The 18912-nt window shown below is 41.6% G+C and carries 19 protein-coding genes and 1 other annotated feature (1 of these 20 running past the window's edge); of the genes, 9 read left to right on the plus strand and 10 right to left on the minus strand.

Annotated features, from left to right (window positions below; translation table 11 throughout):
- The first annotated feature begins 5 nt into the window (after positions 1–5).
- From N1I80_RS05975 to N1I80_RS06000, 6 genes are all read left to right on the plus strand, one after another.
- Positions 6–179 (plus strand): hypothetical protein, encoded by a 174-nt coding sequence (locus N1I80_RS05975; RefSeq protein ID WP_340736986.1) that lies wholly within the window; start codon positions 6–8, stop codon positions 177–179.
- On the plus strand, positions 172–2328 hold the full coding sequence (locus N1I80_RS05980; RefSeq protein WP_340736987.1) for an ATP-dependent helicase: 2157 nt from the start codon (positions 172–174) through the stop codon (positions 2326–2328). Before N1I80_RS05975 ends, N1I80_RS05980 begins: the two co-directional genes overlap by 8 nt.
- Positions 2325–2702 carry a fluoride efflux transporter FluC gene (locus tag N1I80_RS05985; RefSeq protein WP_340736988.1) on the plus strand — a complete coding sequence of 126 codons (378 nt, stop codon included), beginning with the start codon at positions 2325–2327 and terminating at the stop codon, positions 2700–2702. The genes N1I80_RS05980 and N1I80_RS05985 overlap by 4 nt, the downstream gene beginning before the upstream one ends.
- Entirely contained in the window at positions 2699–3049 is a 351-nt protein-coding gene (gene crcB / locus N1I80_RS05990; RefSeq protein ID WP_340736989.1) for a fluoride efflux transporter CrcB, read from the plus strand. The genes N1I80_RS05985 and crcB overlap by 4 nt, the downstream gene beginning before the upstream one ends.
- A 27-nt stretch (positions 3050–3076) precedes the next feature.
- Positions 3077–3745 carry a thermonuclease family protein gene (locus N1I80_RS05995; protein WP_340736990.1) on the plus strand — a complete coding sequence of 223 codons (669 nt, stop codon included), beginning with the start codon at positions 3077–3079 and terminating at the stop codon, positions 3743–3745.
- 305 nt (positions 3746–4050) lie between these two features.
- Positions 4051–4887: a metallophosphoesterase gene (locus tag N1I80_RS06000; protein ID WP_340736991.1), complete on the plus strand. Its 837-nt coding sequence runs from the start codon at positions 4051–4053 to the stop codon at positions 4885–4887.
- An 83-nt stretch (positions 4888–4970) separates the two neighbouring features.
- Here the strand turns inward: N1I80_RS06000 and N1I80_RS06005 are convergent, their stop codons facing one another.
- From N1I80_RS06005 to N1I80_RS06020, 4 genes are read right to left on the minus strand one after another with little or no spacing between them, the layout of a single operon-like run.
- Positions 4971–6173, minus strand: coding sequence for a hypothetical protein (locus N1I80_RS06005; protein ID WP_340736992.1), 1203 nt, complete (start codon positions 6171–6173; stop codon positions 4971–4973).
- A 15-nt stretch (positions 6174–6188) separates the two neighbouring features.
- Complete coding sequence (locus N1I80_RS06010; RefSeq protein WP_340736993.1) at positions 6189–7019, minus strand: hypothetical protein; 831 nt, start codon at positions 7017–7019, stop codon at positions 6189–6191.
- Complete coding sequence (locus N1I80_RS06015) at positions 7016–7705, minus strand: ABC transporter ATP-binding protein (protein WP_340736994.1); 690 nt, start codon at positions 7703–7705, stop codon at positions 7016–7018. Before N1I80_RS06015 ends, N1I80_RS06010 begins: the two co-directional genes overlap by 4 nt.
- A gap of 12 nt (positions 7706–7717) precedes the next feature.
- Positions 7718–8089, minus strand: a complete 372-nt coding sequence (locus N1I80_RS06020) for a GntR family transcriptional regulator (RefSeq protein ID WP_340736995.1) — start codon at positions 8087–8089, stop codon at positions 7718–7720.
- Positions 8090–8919: 830 nt separating this feature from the next.
- Here N1I80_RS06020 and nhaC point away from each other — a divergent pair.
- Positions 8920–10317 carry a Na+/H+ antiporter NhaC gene (gene nhaC, locus N1I80_RS06025; RefSeq protein WP_340736996.1) on the plus strand — a complete coding sequence of 466 codons (1398 nt, stop codon included), beginning with the start codon at positions 8920–8922 and terminating at the stop codon, positions 10315–10317.
- A gap of 159 nt (positions 10318–10476) precedes the next feature.
- Here the strand turns inward: nhaC and N1I80_RS06030 are convergent, their stop codons facing one another.
- The 5 genes from N1I80_RS06030 to N1I80_RS06050 form a co-directional block, all read right to left on the minus strand.
- Complete coding sequence (locus N1I80_RS06030; RefSeq protein WP_340736997.1) at positions 10477–11007, minus strand: isoprenylcysteine carboxyl methyltransferase family protein; 531 nt, start codon at positions 11005–11007, stop codon at positions 10477–10479.
- Between the two features lie 12 nt (positions 11008–11019).
- Positions 11020–12099, minus strand: coding sequence for a type III polyketide synthase (locus tag N1I80_RS06035; protein ID WP_340736998.1), 1080 nt, complete (start codon positions 12097–12099; stop codon positions 11020–11022).
- A 118-nt stretch (positions 12100–12217) separates the two neighbouring features.
- On the minus strand, positions 12218–13672 hold the full coding sequence (locus N1I80_RS06040) for an NADP-dependent glyceraldehyde-3-phosphate dehydrogenase (RefSeq protein ID WP_340736999.1): 1455 nt from the start codon (positions 13670–13672) through the stop codon (positions 12218–12220).
- Positions 13673–14060: 388 nt separating this feature from the next.
- A complete protein-coding gene (locus N1I80_RS06045; RefSeq protein WP_340737000.1) occupies positions 14061–14516 on the minus strand; it encodes a YaiI/YqxD family protein in 456 nt (151 codons plus the stop codon).
- 50 nt (positions 14517–14566) lie between these two features.
- Entirely contained in the window at positions 14567–15883 is a 1317-nt protein-coding gene (locus tag N1I80_RS06050) for a M28 family peptidase (RefSeq protein WP_340737001.1), read from the minus strand.
- Between the two features lie 110 nt (positions 15884–15993).
- Here N1I80_RS06050 and N1I80_RS06055 point away from each other — a divergent pair, with 110 nt between their 5' ends.
- Both N1I80_RS06055 and N1I80_RS06060 read left to right on the plus strand, forming a co-directional pair.
- Positions 15994–16230, plus strand: a complete 237-nt coding sequence (locus N1I80_RS06055; protein WP_340737002.1) for a hypothetical protein — start codon at positions 15994–15996, stop codon at positions 16228–16230.
- 70 nt (positions 16231–16300) lie between these two features.
- On the plus strand, positions 16301–16801 hold the full coding sequence (locus N1I80_RS06060; RefSeq protein ID WP_340737003.1) for a DinB family protein: 501 nt from the start codon (positions 16301–16303) through the stop codon (positions 16799–16801).
- A 205-nt stretch (positions 16802–17006) separates the two neighbouring features.
- Here N1I80_RS06060 and N1I80_RS06065 read toward each other — a convergent pair whose 3' ends face one another.
- A complete protein-coding gene (locus N1I80_RS06065) occupies positions 17007–18671 on the minus strand; it encodes a 2-isopropylmalate synthase (RefSeq protein WP_340737004.1) in 1665 nt (554 codons plus the stop codon).
- Positions 18672–18754: 83 nt separating this feature from the next.
- Positions 18755–18912, minus strand: a binding site (T-box leader); it runs 104 nt beyond the window's last position.

Genomic DNA, 18912 nt, shown 5'->3' on the forward strand with positions numbered 1-18912 from the left:
TTTTTATGCGGAGAATTGCTATGGCGGTGATAAAGTGCTTTGAGACGGTGATAACTGGTCGCATGGCGGTGATAACGGAACCAGAGTCGGTGATAAACTACGTATCTGACTCTACAAATGCGCGTTCGTATGGTAAATTAAGAGCAGTGTATGTAAAAGGAGTTACAGAGTATGGCTAATTTTTTTGAGCGGAAAAAACAACAATTGAATATAGAGTTGAATGATGTACAACAGCAGGCGGTGCAGCAAACGGAAGGGCAACTGCTGCTGTTGGCGTGCCCGGGGTCGGGTAAAACGACGACGATGATTATGCGCATTGGTTATTTAATTGAAGAAAAGCATGTGGACCCAAAGCGCATTAAGGCTATTACGTTTAGCCGGGCGTCTGCGCGTGATATGACGGAGCGTTTTAGTCGATTTTTTCCTGATCGAGAGCCGATTGATTTTTCTACGATTCACAGTTTGGCGTTCACCATTACCCGCGATTATTTGACTACTAGTGGCACGACTTTTGACTTGATTGAAGGCGGTGGCAAAGGGCGGCAGTCGGTGAATAAGTCATTTTTGTTGAAAGGAATTTATAAAGAAGTGCTAAAAGAGGATTGTACAGATGATGAGCTGGCGTCTCTTTCGACATTCATTAGCTCCATTAAAAACAGTATGATTCCCTTTGAACAATGGGAGACATTAAAAGGTCCAGTCGACAAGGCAGGACGTATGGCGCGCAAGTATGAGCAATACAAGTCGCAAACACGGGGGCATTTGTTGCTCGATTTTGATGATATGCTGATGATCGCGGAACAGGGGCTTCGACAGGATGAGCAGTTAGCTGAACGCTATCGTAATCTTTATGACTATCTATTGACGGATGAAAGTCAGGATACGTCGCTTGTTCAGCATCGTATTGTCGAACATTTAGTGGCAGGCCATGGCAATCTTTGTGTTGTCGCGGATGATGATCAATCCATCTATACATGGCGTGGGGCGGAACCGGATTATTTGTTGGAGTTTAAGAAGGTCTACCCGGAGGCGCAAGTGTTGATGATGGAGCGCAATTATCGTTCATCGAAAGAAATTGTTGAGCTGACTTCGAAGTTCATCAAACGAAACGAGAAGCGTTATCCGAAGGACATGCATACGGAAAATGGGGAGAAGGAGCCCATTTACATTCGACAGCTGGATGATCCGAAGCGGCAGCTTGAATATGTGACGTATGAATTGCTAGGAGAAGGCAATTTGAATGAGGTGGCGATTCTATTTCGTAATAATTCCTCATCGACGATGTATGTTAATGAATTTCATCGGCGGGGTATTCCGTTTTATATGAAGGATGCGGATGATAAATTTTTCTCCCACTGGATTGTAGAAGATATCTTGAATTTTATGCGACTGAGTTTTAATACGGAACGTAAAGATATTTTCACAAAAATTGTGATGAAAATGAATTTATTTATTTCACGAAGTATGTTGACGAAGTTTGAAAATACGGCTACAACTGGGAATGTCTTTGATGCTTTTATTCAAACGGTTGATTTGAAAGACAGCCAAGTGAAGAAGCTGAAGGACTATAAGAAGGGCTATGCAGTCATTCCTGACATGCGCCCGGAGCGTGTCATAAAGCTCATTCGTAATGATTTAGGCTATGAGGCGGCGTTGAAAAGTAGGGCTGAAAAGTTTGGCTACCGTTTTGATCATCTGTTGGGCATTCTCGATACACTCGAGGGAATTGCATCGCAGCTACGGACGATGGTCGAATTTGCGAATCAATTGAAAGAGCTTGAACAAGCTGTTCAACAGGCGAAGTTTCGGCCGGCGGAAAATGCGGTCACGTTATCGACGTTTCATAGTGCGAAAGGACTCGAATTCCGACGCGTTTTCATGATAGATTTAGTAAAAGGCATTATTCCATCAGAGGAAGACGAGGGGAACATGGCAACGCTGGAAGAAGCGCGTCGACTCTTTTATGTGGGTATGACACGTGCGAAGGAGCGGCTTGAGTTGCTGTCGTATGGTCAGGATGAAGGGAAGTCGAAGGAAGATTCTCGATTTTTGAATGAAGTGCGGGGGCTCCTGTTGAAGCCGAGTAAAGCGGGGAACGAACAAGCGTCTGTAAAAGTGTCGAAGGCATCGATTCCAGTGAATCCCAATGGCGTTGACGATAGTGATGAACTTGTCGTTGGGGCAATAGTGAAGCACCGCGTGTTTGGGCAAGGTGAAATTATAGTGCGCGATGGCAATGAAATCCATATTCAATTCGGTGAAATGGAAAAGCGTCTCGATTTGGAAACGGTGCTCTCTCTTAGGTTACTTGAAATGGTGACGATGTGAAGAACATCCTGTGGATTGGTTTGGCAGGAATGGCGGGGGCAATTACGCGGGTAGTATTGGGGCGGTTTATCCACAGCGAATTAGGATTTCCGATGGCGACATTGATGGTTAATCTGGTAGGGACGTTTATGCTGTGCTTGATTGTCGCTGGAGCATTGCATAAAATTAGTGTCAATCGACAGTTGTATGATGCAGTGACGACGGGTTTTTTAGGTTCATTTACAACGTTTTCGGCATTGAGTATGGAAACTGTGTTGCTGATAGAAAATGGTCAGCTTGTGATGGTTATAGTGTACGTTGCCCTTAGTATAATCGGAGGACTTGCGGCTGGGGTATTTGGATTTTATCTCGGTGATAGGAAGGTGCGGACATGACTTTTCTTGATATAGTTATGGTGGGCATCGGCGGGTTTTTAGGTGCAGTTATTCGTTATGAGATGGCGAAAAAGATGAATCATTCTACGGGTATTCCCCTTGGGACATTAGCTGTCAATCTACTAGGTGCGTTGTTGATTGGCCTCGTCTTTGGGTTGGAATTATCCAGAGGTTGGACATTATTGCTAGCATCAGGTTTTGCGGGTGCACTCACAACATTTTCTACGTTGAATAAAGAGCTAATTGAGCTGTGGAGATATGGTAAACAGAAGCACGCTGTCTGCTATTTTTTATTGACCTATGTGGGCGGGTTACTACTCGCGATAATCGGTTATGTAATCATATAGTATTTAATTTAAAAAGGATGAGTAAAAATGGCGAAAAAAGCTAAGAAAAATAATATGAGTAACATACTAAAATCAGTGGGGCTACTCATTGTCATTGCAATTGGGGCGATCTATTTCCCAGAATTATTTGCAGAAGAAGAGAATGTACCGAATGCTCAAGAAAATGTTCAAGTAGAAGCTAGCGCACCTAGTGGTGAAGAAGTCATTCAGAAAGAAGATACAATACCAGGCCGCGGAGAGCTAATTCCAGTGGAGTTGGTGAAAACGATTGATGGTGATACGATTAAAATTAAGTATGAGGGCAAGGAACAAAATGTCCGCTATTTACTAATTGATACGCCTGAAACGAACCATGCCCAACTCGGCAAGCAGCCTTTTGGTCAGCAAGCGAAAGATCGGAATACGCAGCTGATGAATAGTGGCAAGCTCGAAATTGAATTTGATATTGGTGAACAAGTCGATAAATATGGTCGATTACTCGCGTATATTTATATTGATGGTGTGAGTATTCAAGAGAAGTTATTGGAGGAAGGATTGGCACGTGTAGGTTACGTCTATCCACCAAATACGCGTCATCTCGATGCATTTGAGAAAGCACAAGAGAAAGCGAAAAAAGCAGGTATTGGGATTTGGACGCTGGAGGATTATGTGACGGAGCGTGGCTTTGATAGTAAGAAGTATCCGGAGGGGAAATAAAGGATTGAACCTAGCTGTCCTATACAATCGTAATAAAGTAGGCAGGGAAAACGATTTTTTTCTCTGCCTGCTATTTTTATGGGATGATTCGGCTTATGCGGTAGTAAAATGATCATGAACGGTAGTATTCGTGTGCTAAGCGGTAGTAAACGGGTCATGAACGGTAGTATTTACTCGCTATGCGGTAATAAACATTCGCAACAGTTTATCTCAACGATTATCTAGATATCACCTCGTAACGTAGTTGTCACACGGAACATGTATAAGTGGTAGTTCGTCTTATACATAAGAAAGGTAGTGTCGTTGTGAAAAGAGTTGTTTCGAGAATTATTAAATGTTTGTTCATCCTTAGCATAGTTATAGCAGGAATCATTGTATATGCTTTTAAAATAGAGCCGAAACGTTTGGTCACGAGGGAATTCGATGTAGAGTTGGCATCGAAAAGTCGGGAATCCATCAGAGTTGTTCAGTTTTCAGATACGCATTTAGGCCCTGATTATTCATTGCAGCAGCTAGAGAAGTTGGTTGATAGAATAAATGCCCTTGAACCTGATATCATCGCTTTTACAGGTGATTTGATAGATATCCCTTCTCAGTTTGGGGAAAGGTCGGAAATCAGTGGTATATTGGGTGAACTTAGGAGTACATATGGTAACTATGCGGTGTGGGGAAACCATGATTACGGAGGTGGCGGGGCCAGGTTTTATGAGGATATTATGATAAAATCAGGATTTAAGCTACTTAGAAATCAACATAGCACGATTGAACTAGATAGTGGGCAAATGATAACGATGATCGGGTTGGATGATGCGATGCTTGGACATCCGGATATTGAACAATCATTTGCAGGCATTAACAGCCAGGGCGCTAAGTTGCTATTGCTACATGAGCCAGATCTGGTAGATAGAATAGAGGCTGGTCGTTTCGATTTGGCATTGGCGGGGCATAGTCATGGCGGACAAGTCGTCATCCCGCTATTCGGTCCATTAGTGACGCCCCCTTTTGCGAAAATATATACAAAAGGAATGTACGAGTTAGCAACGGACACCTATTTATATGTCAATAGTGGAATCGGCACGACGCAGATAGCTGTGCGTTTTTGGAATCCTCCGGAACTATCGGTGTTTGACTTAGCTCTATAATAAATAAAAGAGATGAGAATGTAGCGATCATGCTGGCATTCTCATCTCTTTTTTATGAAAAGGTAGTTGACCAAACTAACTTTTTATTGAACATCCTCTATTCCATAAATGTAAAGGCGATAATTTTTTTGAACTTCTCCTTGATTTGTTACTTTTAGCTTACCTTGGTAGAGTGATTTGCCTGTTTGTAAATCGCTTATAACAATGGTATGCCCATGATCTGTATCACGAATGGTATATAGTTTTCCATTCACTATTTGAGTATGAAACCCACGCTCATTATCCTTAGTATCTGATAAATCAAATGACAATATTTCTCCCCATTTATCGTTTTCAATATCATACTGGTGGACTTCTACACTATTTGCCGTCTGTGAAGGAATAAAAATTGTAGAATCGTAGATAGCGGAAGAACTATCCATAGATTCAACCATTTCACTAGGTTTATCGATTTTTTTAGCTTGATTATTTTCGGTATCGTATAAGATGAGTTCATCCACGACCGCATGTCGTTTACCGTCGTCTCGATATGGGCTATTCCTGTCGAAAACTTCAATTTTGATGAGGAGATATTTTTGTTTTCCAATCGAATAGAAGGTGTCATCAATAATGCTTAAATCAGACCAGCTGTTTTCTACCACTGGAACAGCAGTAATCATCTCATCACTAACTAGTTTTTGCGTATTCCTATCAATTGTATAGACGCGTAATTCCTCTCGATTTCCTCCGCGTGTAATGATTTTTAAATCATTGTTTATGACTTGGATATCTACAACATTCATGGAATAATTATTTTCTTTTTGCGGTACATCTACTTGGAATGCTGTAACTTCTTCCGATTGTTTAGTGAGCACTTCAATGTCAAAAGTTAGCTCCTTCATTTGTTGCTTATTGGAATTTTTAATATTGACATAGGCAACTATCTGTTCATCTTCAAAAAAATAATTCGGTATTAACTCTTTACTACGCATAAAATGCTTATGTTTTTCTACCAAATCTTCAAGAAGATCAGGGGTGCCTGCTTTAGATAATCTTTGGAAAAATGATAGATTTGTTGAATCAATCGTTTCTTCGTTTGTAATTTGTAAACGTTGATACAAGTTGGAATCGTCCGGTAAAAAGTTACCGATTAGCATGATATTTTGCAACTCATCCTCATCGCCGCTTACTTTTTCAAATTCAATTTTTCCGTGATTGCTTGTCGCTAAACTTGATTGTATATAAAAAGTTCCAATTACTAGTATCGTAATCAAACAAATTGAAATGACTTTCCAATAGCGCTTCATTCAGATGACCTCCTATCAAACTCTTATTTTGTTCTTTAGTAGAAAATGACCTATCCAAATGGCACAGGCTAAAACGATAAGACCTACTGCTAGTTCTAGGAAAAATAGCTCCATTGGATAAAGATAATGATTTAACATAAACGTATTCACGAGTAGTGGTGTAAGGAAAATTAATAGGGAAGTAGCACAATAGACAATGCCAAAAATAATCCCTTTTATGCGGAAAGAGCGTTCAAACAAAATCGCTGTAAATACAATAAACACTGCTGTTATTCCTCCACCATAATACAGAACGAACTCTATAAAACTGTTCGGGAAAAGTATACTTAGGTTGGGAGAGTTGGTAATTGCCTGAATCGGCATATCAGCACGAAACTCACTTGGAACCATCCATTGAAACACTTGTGTTTCAACTGGTAATAGTAGTAGTTGTAAGGCAATGAGACCTAAAACAAAGAGTAAAATTGTTGTAGCCTTTGCAAAATAAATGGTAATGCGAGCGGTTGGCAACATGAGTAAACGATAACTAAATGTATTTTTGCCAAACCAATCACGATACCAAATAAAAAAGACATAAATGATTAATACGACACCACAAGCTAGAATGGGTCCCAAAAACCAAACTGAATCAACAATATCCACAAAAGACATAGCCCCATAGTTTTCTATAAACTCGCTCTTCGGTAAAAAATTCTCGTAAATGATTTCATTTGCACGATTTAAATAGCTTCGCGAATTAACAATCACCCCAATAATTTGCGAAAGAATCGTCACGCCAAGTAAAACGACATAGAGCTTTAAAAACCGATTCACCTCGAAATTGACTAACTTCAAATAACGTTTCATGCTTGATACACCTCTCTCATGACATCAATGACCGATTTCCCTTCTGTTTCGCGCACTTCCTCGGTGTTGAATTCTTTTAAAACAACGCCATCATCCAGTAAAACGACCTTATCAATTAAATGCTCAATATCATTAATTTCATGTGTCGTAATAATAACGCCACGATTTTCAATTAAATGACTCGTAAATACCTTGGCAATTTGTTCGCGACTAAAAATATCAATTCCTGAAAAAGGCTCATCCATTAAGAGATAGTCGACATCCATTGCTAAACCGAGTAACAGATTCACTTTTGCGGTATTGCCTTTTGATAAGTCAGAAATACGATCTGTTTTGTGTAGCTTGAAAAACTCCAGCAGCTCATTGGCACGTCTTTGATTCCAACAATCGTAAAAGTCAGCCATAAATACGAAAGCATCTTGTATGCGCATTTGCGGCAGCATCGTGATCGTATCTGGTATAAAAGTAATTTTTTCATAGCTGCCTTTATGAATTTTTTTACCATCAATGAGGATTTCACCACTATTAATGGGGGTTAGGGCCATTATGGCTTTCATAATGGTTGTTTTCCCAACACCGTTCAGGCCAATTAGACAAGTAATCTGCCCTTTTTCAGCCGTAAAAGAAACGTCTTTTAACACTTTCTTTCGACCGAATTTCTTAGTTATATTTTTTATTTCAATCACAAGAATCCCCCCTTAATTATTTTCTTGATCATATGAATTTTTCACTAAATCCAACGCCTCGTGTACAGGCACATTGATAGAGCGAACTGAATGAACGAACGTATGAACAGCTTCTAAAATCAATTCTTCTCTTACTAATTTGAGTACTTGTTCGTCTTTTGAAATGCGGCTCGGTAAATTCCCCTCTGTAAAAATCAATCCCTGTTCCTCCATTTCTTTATACGCTCGCTGCGCCGTATTTGGATTAATCTTGAGCTGATTAGCAAGTTCCCTTCTTGATGGAATTTCCTGACCCGCTGCAAAGATACCTGTTGCAATTTGTTCTTTAAAATGCCGAATGACTTGCACATAAACAGGATCACGATTATTAAACTTCACATCCATAAACTCAACTCCTAACAAAATATAATGGTTTTATTACACTGTATTAATCCGTTAATACAGTGTAATCAAAAATAATGAATGAAACGCCAGTTATGATGACTGTATCAAGGCTTTAATACAGTGATTGTAAAAAAATACCGCGGAATACATTCTGCTATCATTCGAATCTTGTGTATTAACTGGTCGATACGCCTTGTGGTTTGTATTATATACTTAATACACTTTTGGTGTCAACCAGCAATATCCATTTCTTTTTAATATGGGGTTTTGACAGTGTTAGACGTTGATATTTAGATTCTGTAAAATACGGAATACTTAATCTTTTAATGAAACCCTTGACTTGCACGATGAACATGTTAAGATTCAAATCAATTAGCTTTTTCGTGCCGGCAGGATGCAGGTATGCAGTTGGGAAGGATTGAACTACATCCTTCCTTGTTGCGAGGGGCGGCATGAAGCCGATCATGCATCCGTTGCTGCAGGACGCAGCGAATTTAGGATGCCTTCCCTTTTCGCGTCCTTAGACTGCTTTCCTCTATTCAAAAAGTTGAAAAATCATATATCCATGAGAGATGATGCAGTAGTTAGATTGTGAGCAGCAATAAGAGACTGAATGGCAGGTGCGAATTCAGGCAGCAATCATGACGAAGTACGCCATCCGTTTTTCTCAATTTGACATGAAGTGGATGGCCAAGCTAGCATTGGTTCATCAATTAGGGTGGTAACGCGGAGAACTCCTTCGTCCCTTTCCAAGGGATGGAAGGAGTTTTTTGTATTCATTTTTGGAAATAGTAAGTTATTCGTTCGCAATCATCGAGGAGGATTTCATCATGTTTAAAATAAAGTCAGTTATTTCGCCCACGCTTATAGAGGCTCTCACACTAGTTGTGGCTATTATTCTCATGATTAGTGTTAGTATAGTTAAATTTGACGCGGTTCCACATTTACCGATTTTGTTTGCGATTTTGTTATTAATTTGTTATGGGCTTGTCAAAAAAATTTCGTACCGTAGGCTTGAAAGTGGTTTAGTCGAGGGAGCAGCGGCTGGTATGAGTGCCGTTTTCTTGTTTTTCTTCATTGGTATGCTAGTGAGTAGTTGGATTATGGCTGGGACAATCCCAACGTTGATTTACGCAGGTTTTAATTTGATTACACCGTCCTTTTTCTTTGCGATTGTGTTTGTGGTGACGGCGATTGTTGGGATTTCGATTGGTAGTTCGTTGACGACAGTAGCAACGGTAGGGGTTGCGTTTATTGGAATGGCGACTGTGCTGGATTTATCACTTGCGATAACAGCTGGAGCTATTGTATCGGGTGCGTTTTTCGGTGATAAAATGTCGCCATTATCGGATACTACGAATTTGGCATCTTCGATTGTTGGTGTCGATTTGTTTGAACATATTCGCAATATGGGATGGACGACGATTCCGGTATTTATCTTGTCATTGATATTCTTCGGTATTTTGTCGCCAAGCGTGGCATTGGGGGAAGTCGATAAAATCGCCTTGTTCCAGGATGGATTGCTGGCGACAGGGATGATCCATTGGTATACGATTGTGCCACTCATTTTGTTGTTTGTGCTTACGATATTGAAAGTACCTGCATTGATGACATTGGCAATCAGTTCAGCTAGTGCGGTTGCGATTTCTTATTTTCATCATAGTTATGGTGCGTCAGAAGTGTTTAGTATTTTATTCAACGGATTTAAGTCAACGACTGGTATTGAAGAGATTGATGAATTACTGACACGTGGCGGTATGGAAAGTATGATGTTTACGATTGGATTAGTGTTGTTGGCGTTAAGTATGGGTGGTTTGTTGTTTACACTTGGTATTGTGCAACGTTTATTGGCGACGGTTGAGGGGCTATTGAAGAAAGTATCCTCAGTCATTGCGGCATCTGCGTTAACAGCTATTAGCATTAACGTGCTAATTGGGGAGCAGTACTTGTCGATTTTATTGACAGGACAGGCTTTTGGGTCGCAGTATGAAAAAGTAGGACTGGCGGGTAAAAACTTAAGCCGGGTGATGGAAGACGCGGGTACGGTTGTGAATCCATTAGTTCCGTGGAGTGTGTGCGGGATTTTCATCACTGGTATGTTGGGCGTTCCGACGCTGGAGTATTTACCGTTTGCCTTCTTCTGTTTGCTGTCACCGATTTTGACGGTGTTGTTCGGATTTTTAGGGAAGACTTTGACGTATACGGATGAGAAATCGGTGGAGCGTTGATTGGCTAGGTAGAATAAAGGAGGAGCTTCCCTGTCGGTCGTGATGTGACAGGAAAGCTTTTTTGTTTGCTCTTACAGTAAATTTGAAATATCGCTGGTAAAAGGTCGCGGAGTCGCTGGTAAACTGACTTCCCCTTACAGGTTCATCACAGTCCGTCCTTTACTCCAACGAAAACGTTTCCCGATAATTCGTCACTTCCTTCAACGCCTTTTCCTCCGCTGGGATTCGCACGGATAGCATCCAAATATTTAGTAGTGAATATAAAATAGCTGTAAAATATGCGCCAAACAGCAATGGAAGGACGAGTAACTCAATGGTGACAATCAAATAATTTGGATGCCGTATCCACCGATAAGGACCACGCCGTACAACGGCAGCACCCGGTAAGATGATGATTTTTGTATTCCAAAACTTTCCGAGTGACAGCAAACACCAGATTCGTGCTGCTTGGGTCAATAAAAAAATGCCAAGCAATACTATCCAAATAGGAGAAAGTGTTCGCCCAAGAACTACGACTTCTAACAAAAAGGAGACAAAAAACGCTATATGCATCGTGACCATAATTGGATAATGGGCGGCACCAGCTTCAAACGCTCCCTGACTACGCATCCACTTTTCATTGCGCCTCGCGACAAAGAGTTCAATTAGTCGCTGTAAGACGACGATTGACATGATGATAAAAAACATCATCCTCGAACTACCTCATTCCCATTTTAATAGTAGCAACTCACAACAAAATCCCGGTCCGAGTGCGGCCATTAGTCCATATTCACCAGCAACAGGCCCACGCTCCATAAATTGTTCGAGTACATACAGGATGGTTGGGGAGGACATATTGCCATTTTCGCGTAACATCTGCCGTGAAATAGCCGTTTTAGTTTCATCAAACCCCAATGCATTTTCATACGCCCCGAGCACTTTTTTACCACCAGGGTGTGCGACGAAGTGCGTAATATCATCCTTTGTTAGCCCTTGATTCTCGAGAAATTCATGTACGACTGGTCCTAGCCAATTGGTAATAATACTAGGAATGCTTTTCGAGAAGACGACGTATAGACCGCTGTTTTTCACATCCCAGCCCATGACATTTTCGGAATCTGGCATTAGCTTCGAAGCCGTGGTAATGACTGCTGGTACGGCTTTTTTCACCTTTACTAAAGAACGATCCCCAGCAACCAATGCACACGCAACACCATCGGAAAATAAAGAGACACCAACTAAATTACTTTTCGAGTAATCGTCTTTTTGAAAGGTTAAGCTACATAACTCAACGGATAGTACCAGGACATTGGCTTCTGGAAAAGCGAGGCAATATTCATATGCTCTACTCATTCCAGCAGCTCCACCGGCACATCCTAGTCCCCAAATCGGAACGCGTTTCAGATCATCGCGGAAATCAATGCGATTCATAATGCGTGCATCAATACTTGGCGTTGAAATACCACTACTTGAAATGAAAAATAATGCATCAATCATTGACGGGTCAATCGGTGCATCAAACATGCCGTCCCCTTGGAGACAGGACTGTACAGCTCGTACACCAAAGTCGATAGCATGTTGAATATATAACTCATTACGCTCTTCAAAGTCATGCTTTTGCCCATACCACTCAAGGGGCATGGTGACATTGCGTGTCTCAATATCACCATTTTGAAACACCCTTAATAGTCGTTCAATATCATTATATTTTTCACTAAAAAGGGAGCGGGTCAACTCGACAGCTTGTTCCTGATGGACTCGATGGGGTGGTTTGACTGTACTAACTGACAGGATTTTAGGCATGGGTACCCTCCATATTCATTGTCGTAAAGAACAACTTACACAACAAGGTACGCAGTACTTGTACAGAAGATGACAAAAGCATCCCAGAGAAACTTGGGATGCCTTCATATTCACCGTATTAGAGAGATAGATTTAACACTGTAACTTTTTCACGTGTCATGGATTCGATACTTTTTCGAATGCCTTGTGCACCCATGCCAGATCCTTTTGTACCGATGAATGGGAAGTGATCTGGGCCACGCTCTGTGCGTCCGTTAATTTGGACAGCACCCGCCTCGATTTGATTGGCAATCGCGAATGCTTTGTCGATGTCTTTCGTGAAAATACTAGCCTGTAGGCCGAATTCTGATGCATTGGCAATCGCAATCGCTTGTTCGTCAGAAGTCACGCGAATGATTGGCAGTGCTGGGCCGAATGGTTCTTCCCATGCAAGGCGCATCCCTTCTGATACATGATCCAACAATGTCGGGTGAATCAAATTTTGTTCCCGCTTATTCCCCGTGACAACGACAGCGCCTTTGGCAATCGCGTCATCAATCAAACCTTGTACGAAATTAGCTGACTTATCATCAATCAGTGGAACGATGGTACTGCCGTTTTCCGGAGAACCGACGACTAACTGCCCAATTTCTGCTTTCAAAAGAGCGACAAGTTCGTCTGCAACACTATCATGAACAAGTACGCGCTTAATGGCTGTGCAACGTTGGCCGGAGTAAGAAAATGCACCGCTAATAATTTGTTTAGCTGCTTCTTGTAAATCTGCATCTTGACGCACAATACCTGGGTCTTTGCCACCGAGTTCTAGGACAAGTGGAACCATTGCAGACTTTTTAGCCAAATGAAGACCTGTGTCAGTGCCACCTGTAAAGGAAATCATATTAATGCCTTTATGCTCGACCAAGTAATCGCCAATTTCCGAACCTTTACCTGTCACCAAGTTGACAAGACCTTTTGGGAATCCTGCTTGATGAAGGGCTTCAATCATTTTCGTTCCACTTAGAGCACCTTGTGTTGCAGGTTTGAAAATTACTGCATTCCCAGCGATTAATGCTGGCGCAAGCTTAGCAGCTGCTAAGTTGACGGGATAGTTGAAGGGAGCAATGGCCAGTACGACACCAAGTGGAACACGGTCGACGATTGCAACTTTCGATTTAGATCCACCTGGAAAACTGTCACCTCTCATGCTTTCCCCATGCATATGAAGAGCTTCTTCCACCGTATAGCGAATAAAATCTGCTGTGCGTGTCACTTCACTTTTGGCATCCTTCAAGCTTTTGCCGACTTCCTGCATAATGACTGTCGCAATCTCGTCTTGATTGGCGAGTAAAGCATCTGCCCATTTATACAAATAGCTAGCGCGTTGTTGAAGGCTCGCTTGTGCCCATTCTTTTTGTGCAGCTTGTGCAAAGCCAATTGCTTCATCAACCTCTTGCTGTGTAATGGCCTGCACATTGCCGATTGGTGCATACAGATAAGGTGATGTAATTTCGATTGTTTGGCCCGACTTGCTTGTTTTCCATTCCCCATTTATATAAAGCTCACTGGCTAGTAACGTCAAAGTATTCGTTGTCATAGATAATTCCCCCTTTGTAATAGTTAGATCACATAACAGAATGAATAACTGATAGGGACGCAATATGTCCCGACTATTCATAATCAGTCCCATGGTGAGTAAAAAAAAACGATGCATTCTGTTGATTTCATATTCTAGCACGGTTTATTTATTTTCACAACAAGTATTTTGATAGTTTGTTTAATTCTATATATTCTATTTATTATGAGAGCGCTTCCAATCGAGTTATAATGCGAATCGTCAAGGATAAATCTTTTTTTAGTAATCTATAGTATTTCGATGTTCATTAAGTAAATTAAACTGAAAAATTTGTTGCGTGGGTAGCAGTGGGTCCTTCAAGATATAAACAAAAAAACACCAAGGGAGCTGAAACCCCTCGGTGTCGTTGTTAGTCATTTATCTCTTGTATAAGCTGCGTGCATAGCTGTTTTAAACTTTCTTCAAATTTTACATCGCTTTCTTTTGAGCGCTTTTTTGGACCGCGGAGCCGCCCGCCGGCCATTCGTACTTTTTGTGCTGTATGACGGGCATACAAGAGTTGGTCAATATTATCATTCGTATACAACCGTCCATTTTGGTCGATTGGATGTCCTTGTTTGGCGAGAACCATCGCAGCCAGACCATAATCTTGTGTCACAACAATGTCGTTTTTTTGTACACGATTGACCAGCACAAAATCGACTGCATCGGCCCCTTTGGAGACGATAATCGTTTCTGCACCATCGCGATGCATTTCATGTGTTGTATCGCAAATGAGTACACAGCGGAATCCGAACTTTCCAGCAATACGAATCGTTTCATTGACGACTGGACAGGCATCCGCGTCGATAAGAATTGTCGCCATTCAGCAACCTCCCTTTATACTTTTTATGTTGGGTCAAGCGAGTCTAGAACTCATTCTTTGCTGTCAGCTGGTAATGTCAGCTCCAATGTGGATATAGCTACGATTTTTGCAACTTGTAGGAGGCGATCTTTGCTCAATTTATCCATCGTATCTTCAGGCTGATGATACCATTCCTCCAATGGGGCATAAACAAATAGGGCTGCGTCAATTCCCGCTTCATGGAAGGGGACATGATCGCTTCTACCGCCAAAATCAGTTGACAGGGAATTACCGTTTAATGTCTCGTAAGCTTGGCTTGCAGAAACAGTGACAGCATTATCCATCCCGTCGACTGTTTGAATCGCCAATTCTCCAGCATCGGCACTGCCGACCATATCTAAGTTGAACATCGCAACAGAACGCTTGATTTCATCCTGGGTCATGGCACTGACATACTTTTCGGAACCATATAAGCCTTCTTCTTCAGCACCAAAAAATAGGATGCGAAGCTCTTTTGTTGTGACGACATCCTTGAACATGCGTGCAAGCTCGAGTGCTACGGATGTTCCGCTAGCATTGTCGCTTGCACCTGGGGCTAGCTCGACTGAATCATAGTGAGCTCCAATGATGACGATATCTGAGGAGGTATCTTGTTCAGCTGTAGGCTGTTTTGTGACGCTGATATTCTGTGAGTCAGCTTGTTCGACACGGGCTCCTTCGATGGTGACGGTCGCCTGATTGCCTATATTTTTGGCCAGCTTCGTATAATCTTCATGTGATATGGCTAGTGCTGGAATATAGTCTTCAGAATGTTCGCCGAGTGTCCAAGTATTTATGGGATCGTCCCCAGGAAAGTGAACTAATATTGCCGCAGCACCGGCTTTAGAGGCTTCTAGGACAAGCTCGTAAAAATAAGTTCTATTGACGGTGACAACTACAATCTTCCCTTGCACATCAATCCCGTCATAATTCTTTTTCAAACCATATCCCGAGCCAATTAATTCTCCAGTGACGGTCCCAGAAACGGAGTATTGGAAGGGAGCAGGTGAGAAGGTATCATCAGAACCAGCTACTTGTAAATCGGTTTTCACCGGCATGACATAGCGTTCAAAGGTGAATGGTTGTACGTCAACCTCATAACCGTAATCCTCCAACTGCTCGGTGAGAAAAGTAGCTGCTTGCTTCTCTGATTCAGTGCCTGCAACGCGAGGCTCTTTTGTTAGCTCTTCAGCGGTTGCGTAGATTTTTTCCACATCTAGTTGATGAATGAGGTCATTTTGGCTATTAGCTATCCTAGGGCCATCAACGACTTGCATGTTGGGGGCACAAGCTGTGAGCAGTATAGACAGTAGGAATAAGCATGCCAATAGAAACCTTTTGTGATGCACAGAATCCCTCCATTCGATATATGGGAATTATATCATAGGAGTGTGTGGTTTTATGACAAATAGAGAAGGGTATAGTATGGTAAATATTTTTTTAGAAAGGATGTAGTTGAATGTTCGAAAAACCAGAGGGTGTACGGATGACACGGGAGGAGATGGAGGAGTACGGGCGTAAAATTGATGCGAACAATGTGGCACTTGAGCATATAGAAGTACTGGAGGAAGTGCCTGCTTTAGCGGCCAATGAAGTGCCACCTCCGATGACCGAGGAAGAAGTGAAAAAACGTGTGGGTGAACAGAACTATGCCAACGTTCAAAAGGGAACAACGATGTCTTCGATTAATAGTTGAATGAAGGGGAATTCCTAGGATTTGTCGAAATAATAGAGTGTACCTACTTAATGATTTGGAGGATTCATATATGTTCAGAACGATTGAAGAATTTTTGGTGAACTGGGGTCATGAAAGTGGATCAACACAAAAAATTCTTGACGCACTAACAGATCAGTCGCTCGCTCAGGAAGTATCTCCTGAAGATCGTACACTCGGACGGATTGCTTGGCATATTGTCACGACACTGGATGAAATGGTATCACAGACGGGGCTCGAATTTGAAGCGGCAAGCCATGAGGCGGCTGTTCCAGCAACTGCTGTCGAAATTGCAGATGCCTATCGTTCATCAAGTGCGGCGATGGTCGAGGCTATGAAAGAGCACTGGACGGATGCGATATTAAATGACATGAAAGATATGTATGGAGAGCAATGGTCAGTCGCAAAAATCCTCGGTATTTTGGTATCCCATCAAACCCATCATCGTGGCCAAATGACAGTACTTATGAGACAAGCAGGACTACGTGTGCCTGGTGTATACGGTCCATCACGTGAGGAGTGGGCGGAGTTTGGCGGGGTGGCGCCACTATGAAAAGTAACTAATGCATAGCTTCCTAGCTGCATCTGTTGGTGCTGGGGAGTCGTGAGTATAATAATGATTTTTATGTTATTCTCCATGCTTTTCGGGGCTATTGTGCATAAGTTGAAAGTTCCTGTGTTGAAGTAAATAGAATGATATGCAAAATAGAGCCATTTTTGAGAAGTATCAAAAACGGCTCTATTTTTCTTATACATTGCTATTCATTATTGCTCATTTTATTCACAGCACTGAACAACGCTTTTACGGATGATGTCATAATATCTATGTCAATGCCGCAGCCCCAATATCGGACCCCATTGGGCGCTGTAATGCCAATATACGATATAGCTTGTGATTTTGAACCAACTTCAAGTGCATGCTCCGTATAGACAAGATTGTCGTAGCTAATACCTAGTCTCGATTGAAGCGCATCGCTAATCGCGTCAAATCTCCCGTTACCGACACCTGTTAGCTCTTCGATTTCCTCATTCATCTTAATGGAGACATTCGTCTTAAAATCATCGTGTTGTGTAAACTGGTAGTTAATGAATTCAACAGGAGTGTTAATATTGACGTATTCTTCGACGAAAATAGCATAAATTTCATCCGTCATCAGTTCTTTTTGCTGACGATCTGATACGTTTTTTACTCGGTATCCGAAGTCCTCACGCATTTTTGCTGGAAGATCGAGACCATATTTTTGCTCAAGTACATAGCCAATCCCACCTTTTCCGGACTGACTATTAATGCGAATGACATCGCCATCATATTCCCGGCCGATATCTTTAGGGTCGATTAGTAAATAAGGAACCGTCCAATGTTCGCAGTCATTATCTTCACGATATTTCATACCTTTAGCGATTGCATCTTGGTGTGAGCCGGAGAAGGCGGCGAATACAAGTTTACCAGTATAAGGCTGTCTCTCATTTACTTTCATTCTCGTCAAACGTTCATAAATACCAATAATTTCAAAGATATTCTCAAAATTTAACTTTGGATCTATACCGTGTGAGTACATATTCAAGGCAAGTGTAATGATGTCGACATTCCCTGTACGCTCACCATTACCAAACAGTGTACCCTCAACTCTCTGGCCGCCAGCTAATAATCCAAGTTCTGCATCTGCAATCCCGGTTCCACGGTCATTGTGAGGGTGAAGAGATAAGATGATATTATCCCGGTAATTCAAGCGCTCACTCATGTATTCAATTTGGCTTGCGTATACGTGTGGCATCGACATTGAGACAGTCGCTGGCAAGTTAATAATCACTGGATTATCCGTGCTTGGTTGCCATATATCAAGCACTTGATTACAGATGTCAAGCGCATAATCAATTTCAGTTCCAGTAAAACTCTCCGGCGAATATTGAAACTTGAAGTTACCTTCTGTTTCCGCAGCATATTTTTTCAACAATTTTGCACCAGTTACGGCGATGTCAATAATCTCTTGTTTCGATTTTTTGAATACTTGCTCACGCTGAGCCACAGAAGTAGAGTTATATAAATGAACAACAGCCTGATTTGTACCTTTCAGCGATTCGAATGTTTTTTGGATAATATGCTCTCTCGATTGCGTCAAAACTTGAATCGTGACATCCTCTGGAATTAAATTTTGTTCAATTAAAGCACGTAAGAAGTCATATTCTGTTTCAGAAGCCGCTGGAAACCCCACCTCGATTTCCTTAAAGCCAAGCTTCACTAACAGCTGGAAATACTCCAACTTCTCCTCAAGATTCATTGGAATGACCAATGCTTGGTTACCATCCCGTAAATCGACACTACACCACACTGGTGCTTCTGTAATAGACTCCTTCTGTGTCCATTTCAAACTACTTTCTGGGGGCATAAAATAACCTTTTGTATACTTCTCAAAATTTTGCATGTTGATAACCGCCTCTCTCATCATAATAGGTTGTTTGGTTTGGATTTTTAAGCATAAAAAAAGTCAATCGCCTCTATAGAAACTATAGAGACGAAAGACAATTATCTTCTTACGCGGTACCACTCTGATTCATATCGCAATGATATGCACTCAATGGATATGGCCTCGGTGTACAGGCCTTATATCCTCCTATTATAACGGTTAGGTTCCGTCTTCACCTACTCTAAACAGCATTTCAGTG

The sequence above is a fragment of the Sporosarcina sp. FSL K6-3457 genome (genome assembly GCF_038007285.1).
In the GTDB taxonomy this organism is placed as follows: Bacteria; Bacillota; Bacilli; order Bacillales_A; family Planococcaceae; genus Sporosarcina.

Coding starts and splice junctions, on each gene's coding strand:
- N1I80_RS06005 (WP_340736992.1), bottom strand. CDS start 6,173: ATGAAGCGCTATTGGAAAGTCATTTCAATTTGTTTGATTACGATACTA.
- N1I80_RS05995 (WP_340736990.1), top strand. CDS start 3,077: ATGGCGAAAAAAGCTAAGAAAAATAATATGAGTAACATACTAAAATCA.
- N1I80_RS06035 (WP_340736998.1), bottom strand. CDS start 12,099: ATGCCTAAAATCCTGTCAGTTAGTACAGTCAAACCACCCCATCGAGTC.
- crcB (WP_340736989.1), top strand. CDS start 2,699: ATGACTTTTCTTGATATAGTTATGGTGGGCATCGGCGGGTTTTTAGGT.
- N1I80_RS05980 (WP_340736987.1), top strand. CDS start 172: ATGGCTAATTTTTTTGAGCGGAAAAAACAACAATTGAATATAGAGTTG.
- N1I80_RS06065 (WP_340737004.1), bottom strand. CDS start 18,671: ATGCAAAATTTTGAGAAGTATACAAAAGGTTATTTTATGCCCCCAGAA.
- N1I80_RS06060 (WP_340737003.1), top strand. CDS start 16,301: ATGTTCAGAACGATTGAAGAATTTTTGGTGAACTGGGGTCATGAAAGT.
- N1I80_RS06055 (WP_340737002.1), top strand. CDS start 15,994: ATGTTCGAAAAACCAGAGGGTGTACGGATGACACGGGAGGAGATGGAG.
- N1I80_RS06010 (WP_340736993.1), bottom strand. CDS start 7,019: ATGAAACGTTATTTGAAGTTAGTCAATTTCGAGGTGAATCGGTTTTTA.
- nhaC (WP_340736996.1), top strand. CDS start 8,920: ATGTTTAAAATAAAGTCAGTTATTTCGCCCACGCTTATAGAGGCTCTC.
- N1I80_RS06030 (WP_340736997.1), bottom strand. CDS start 11,007: ATGATGTTTTTTATCATCATGTCAATCGTCGTCTTACAGCGACTAATT.
- N1I80_RS05975 (WP_340736986.1), top strand. CDS start 6: ATGCGGAGAATTGCTATGGCGGTGATAAAGTGCTTTGAGACGGTGATA.
- N1I80_RS06045 (WP_340737000.1), bottom strand. CDS start 14,516: ATGGCGACAATTCTTATCGACGCGGATGCCTGTCCAGTCGTCAATGAA.
- N1I80_RS06040 (WP_340736999.1), bottom strand. CDS start 13,672: ATGACAACGAATACTTTGACGTTACTAGCCAGTGAGCTTTATATAAAT.
- N1I80_RS06020 (WP_340736995.1), bottom strand. CDS start 8,089: ATGGATGTGAAGTTTAATAATCGTGATCCTGTTTATGTGCAAGTCATT.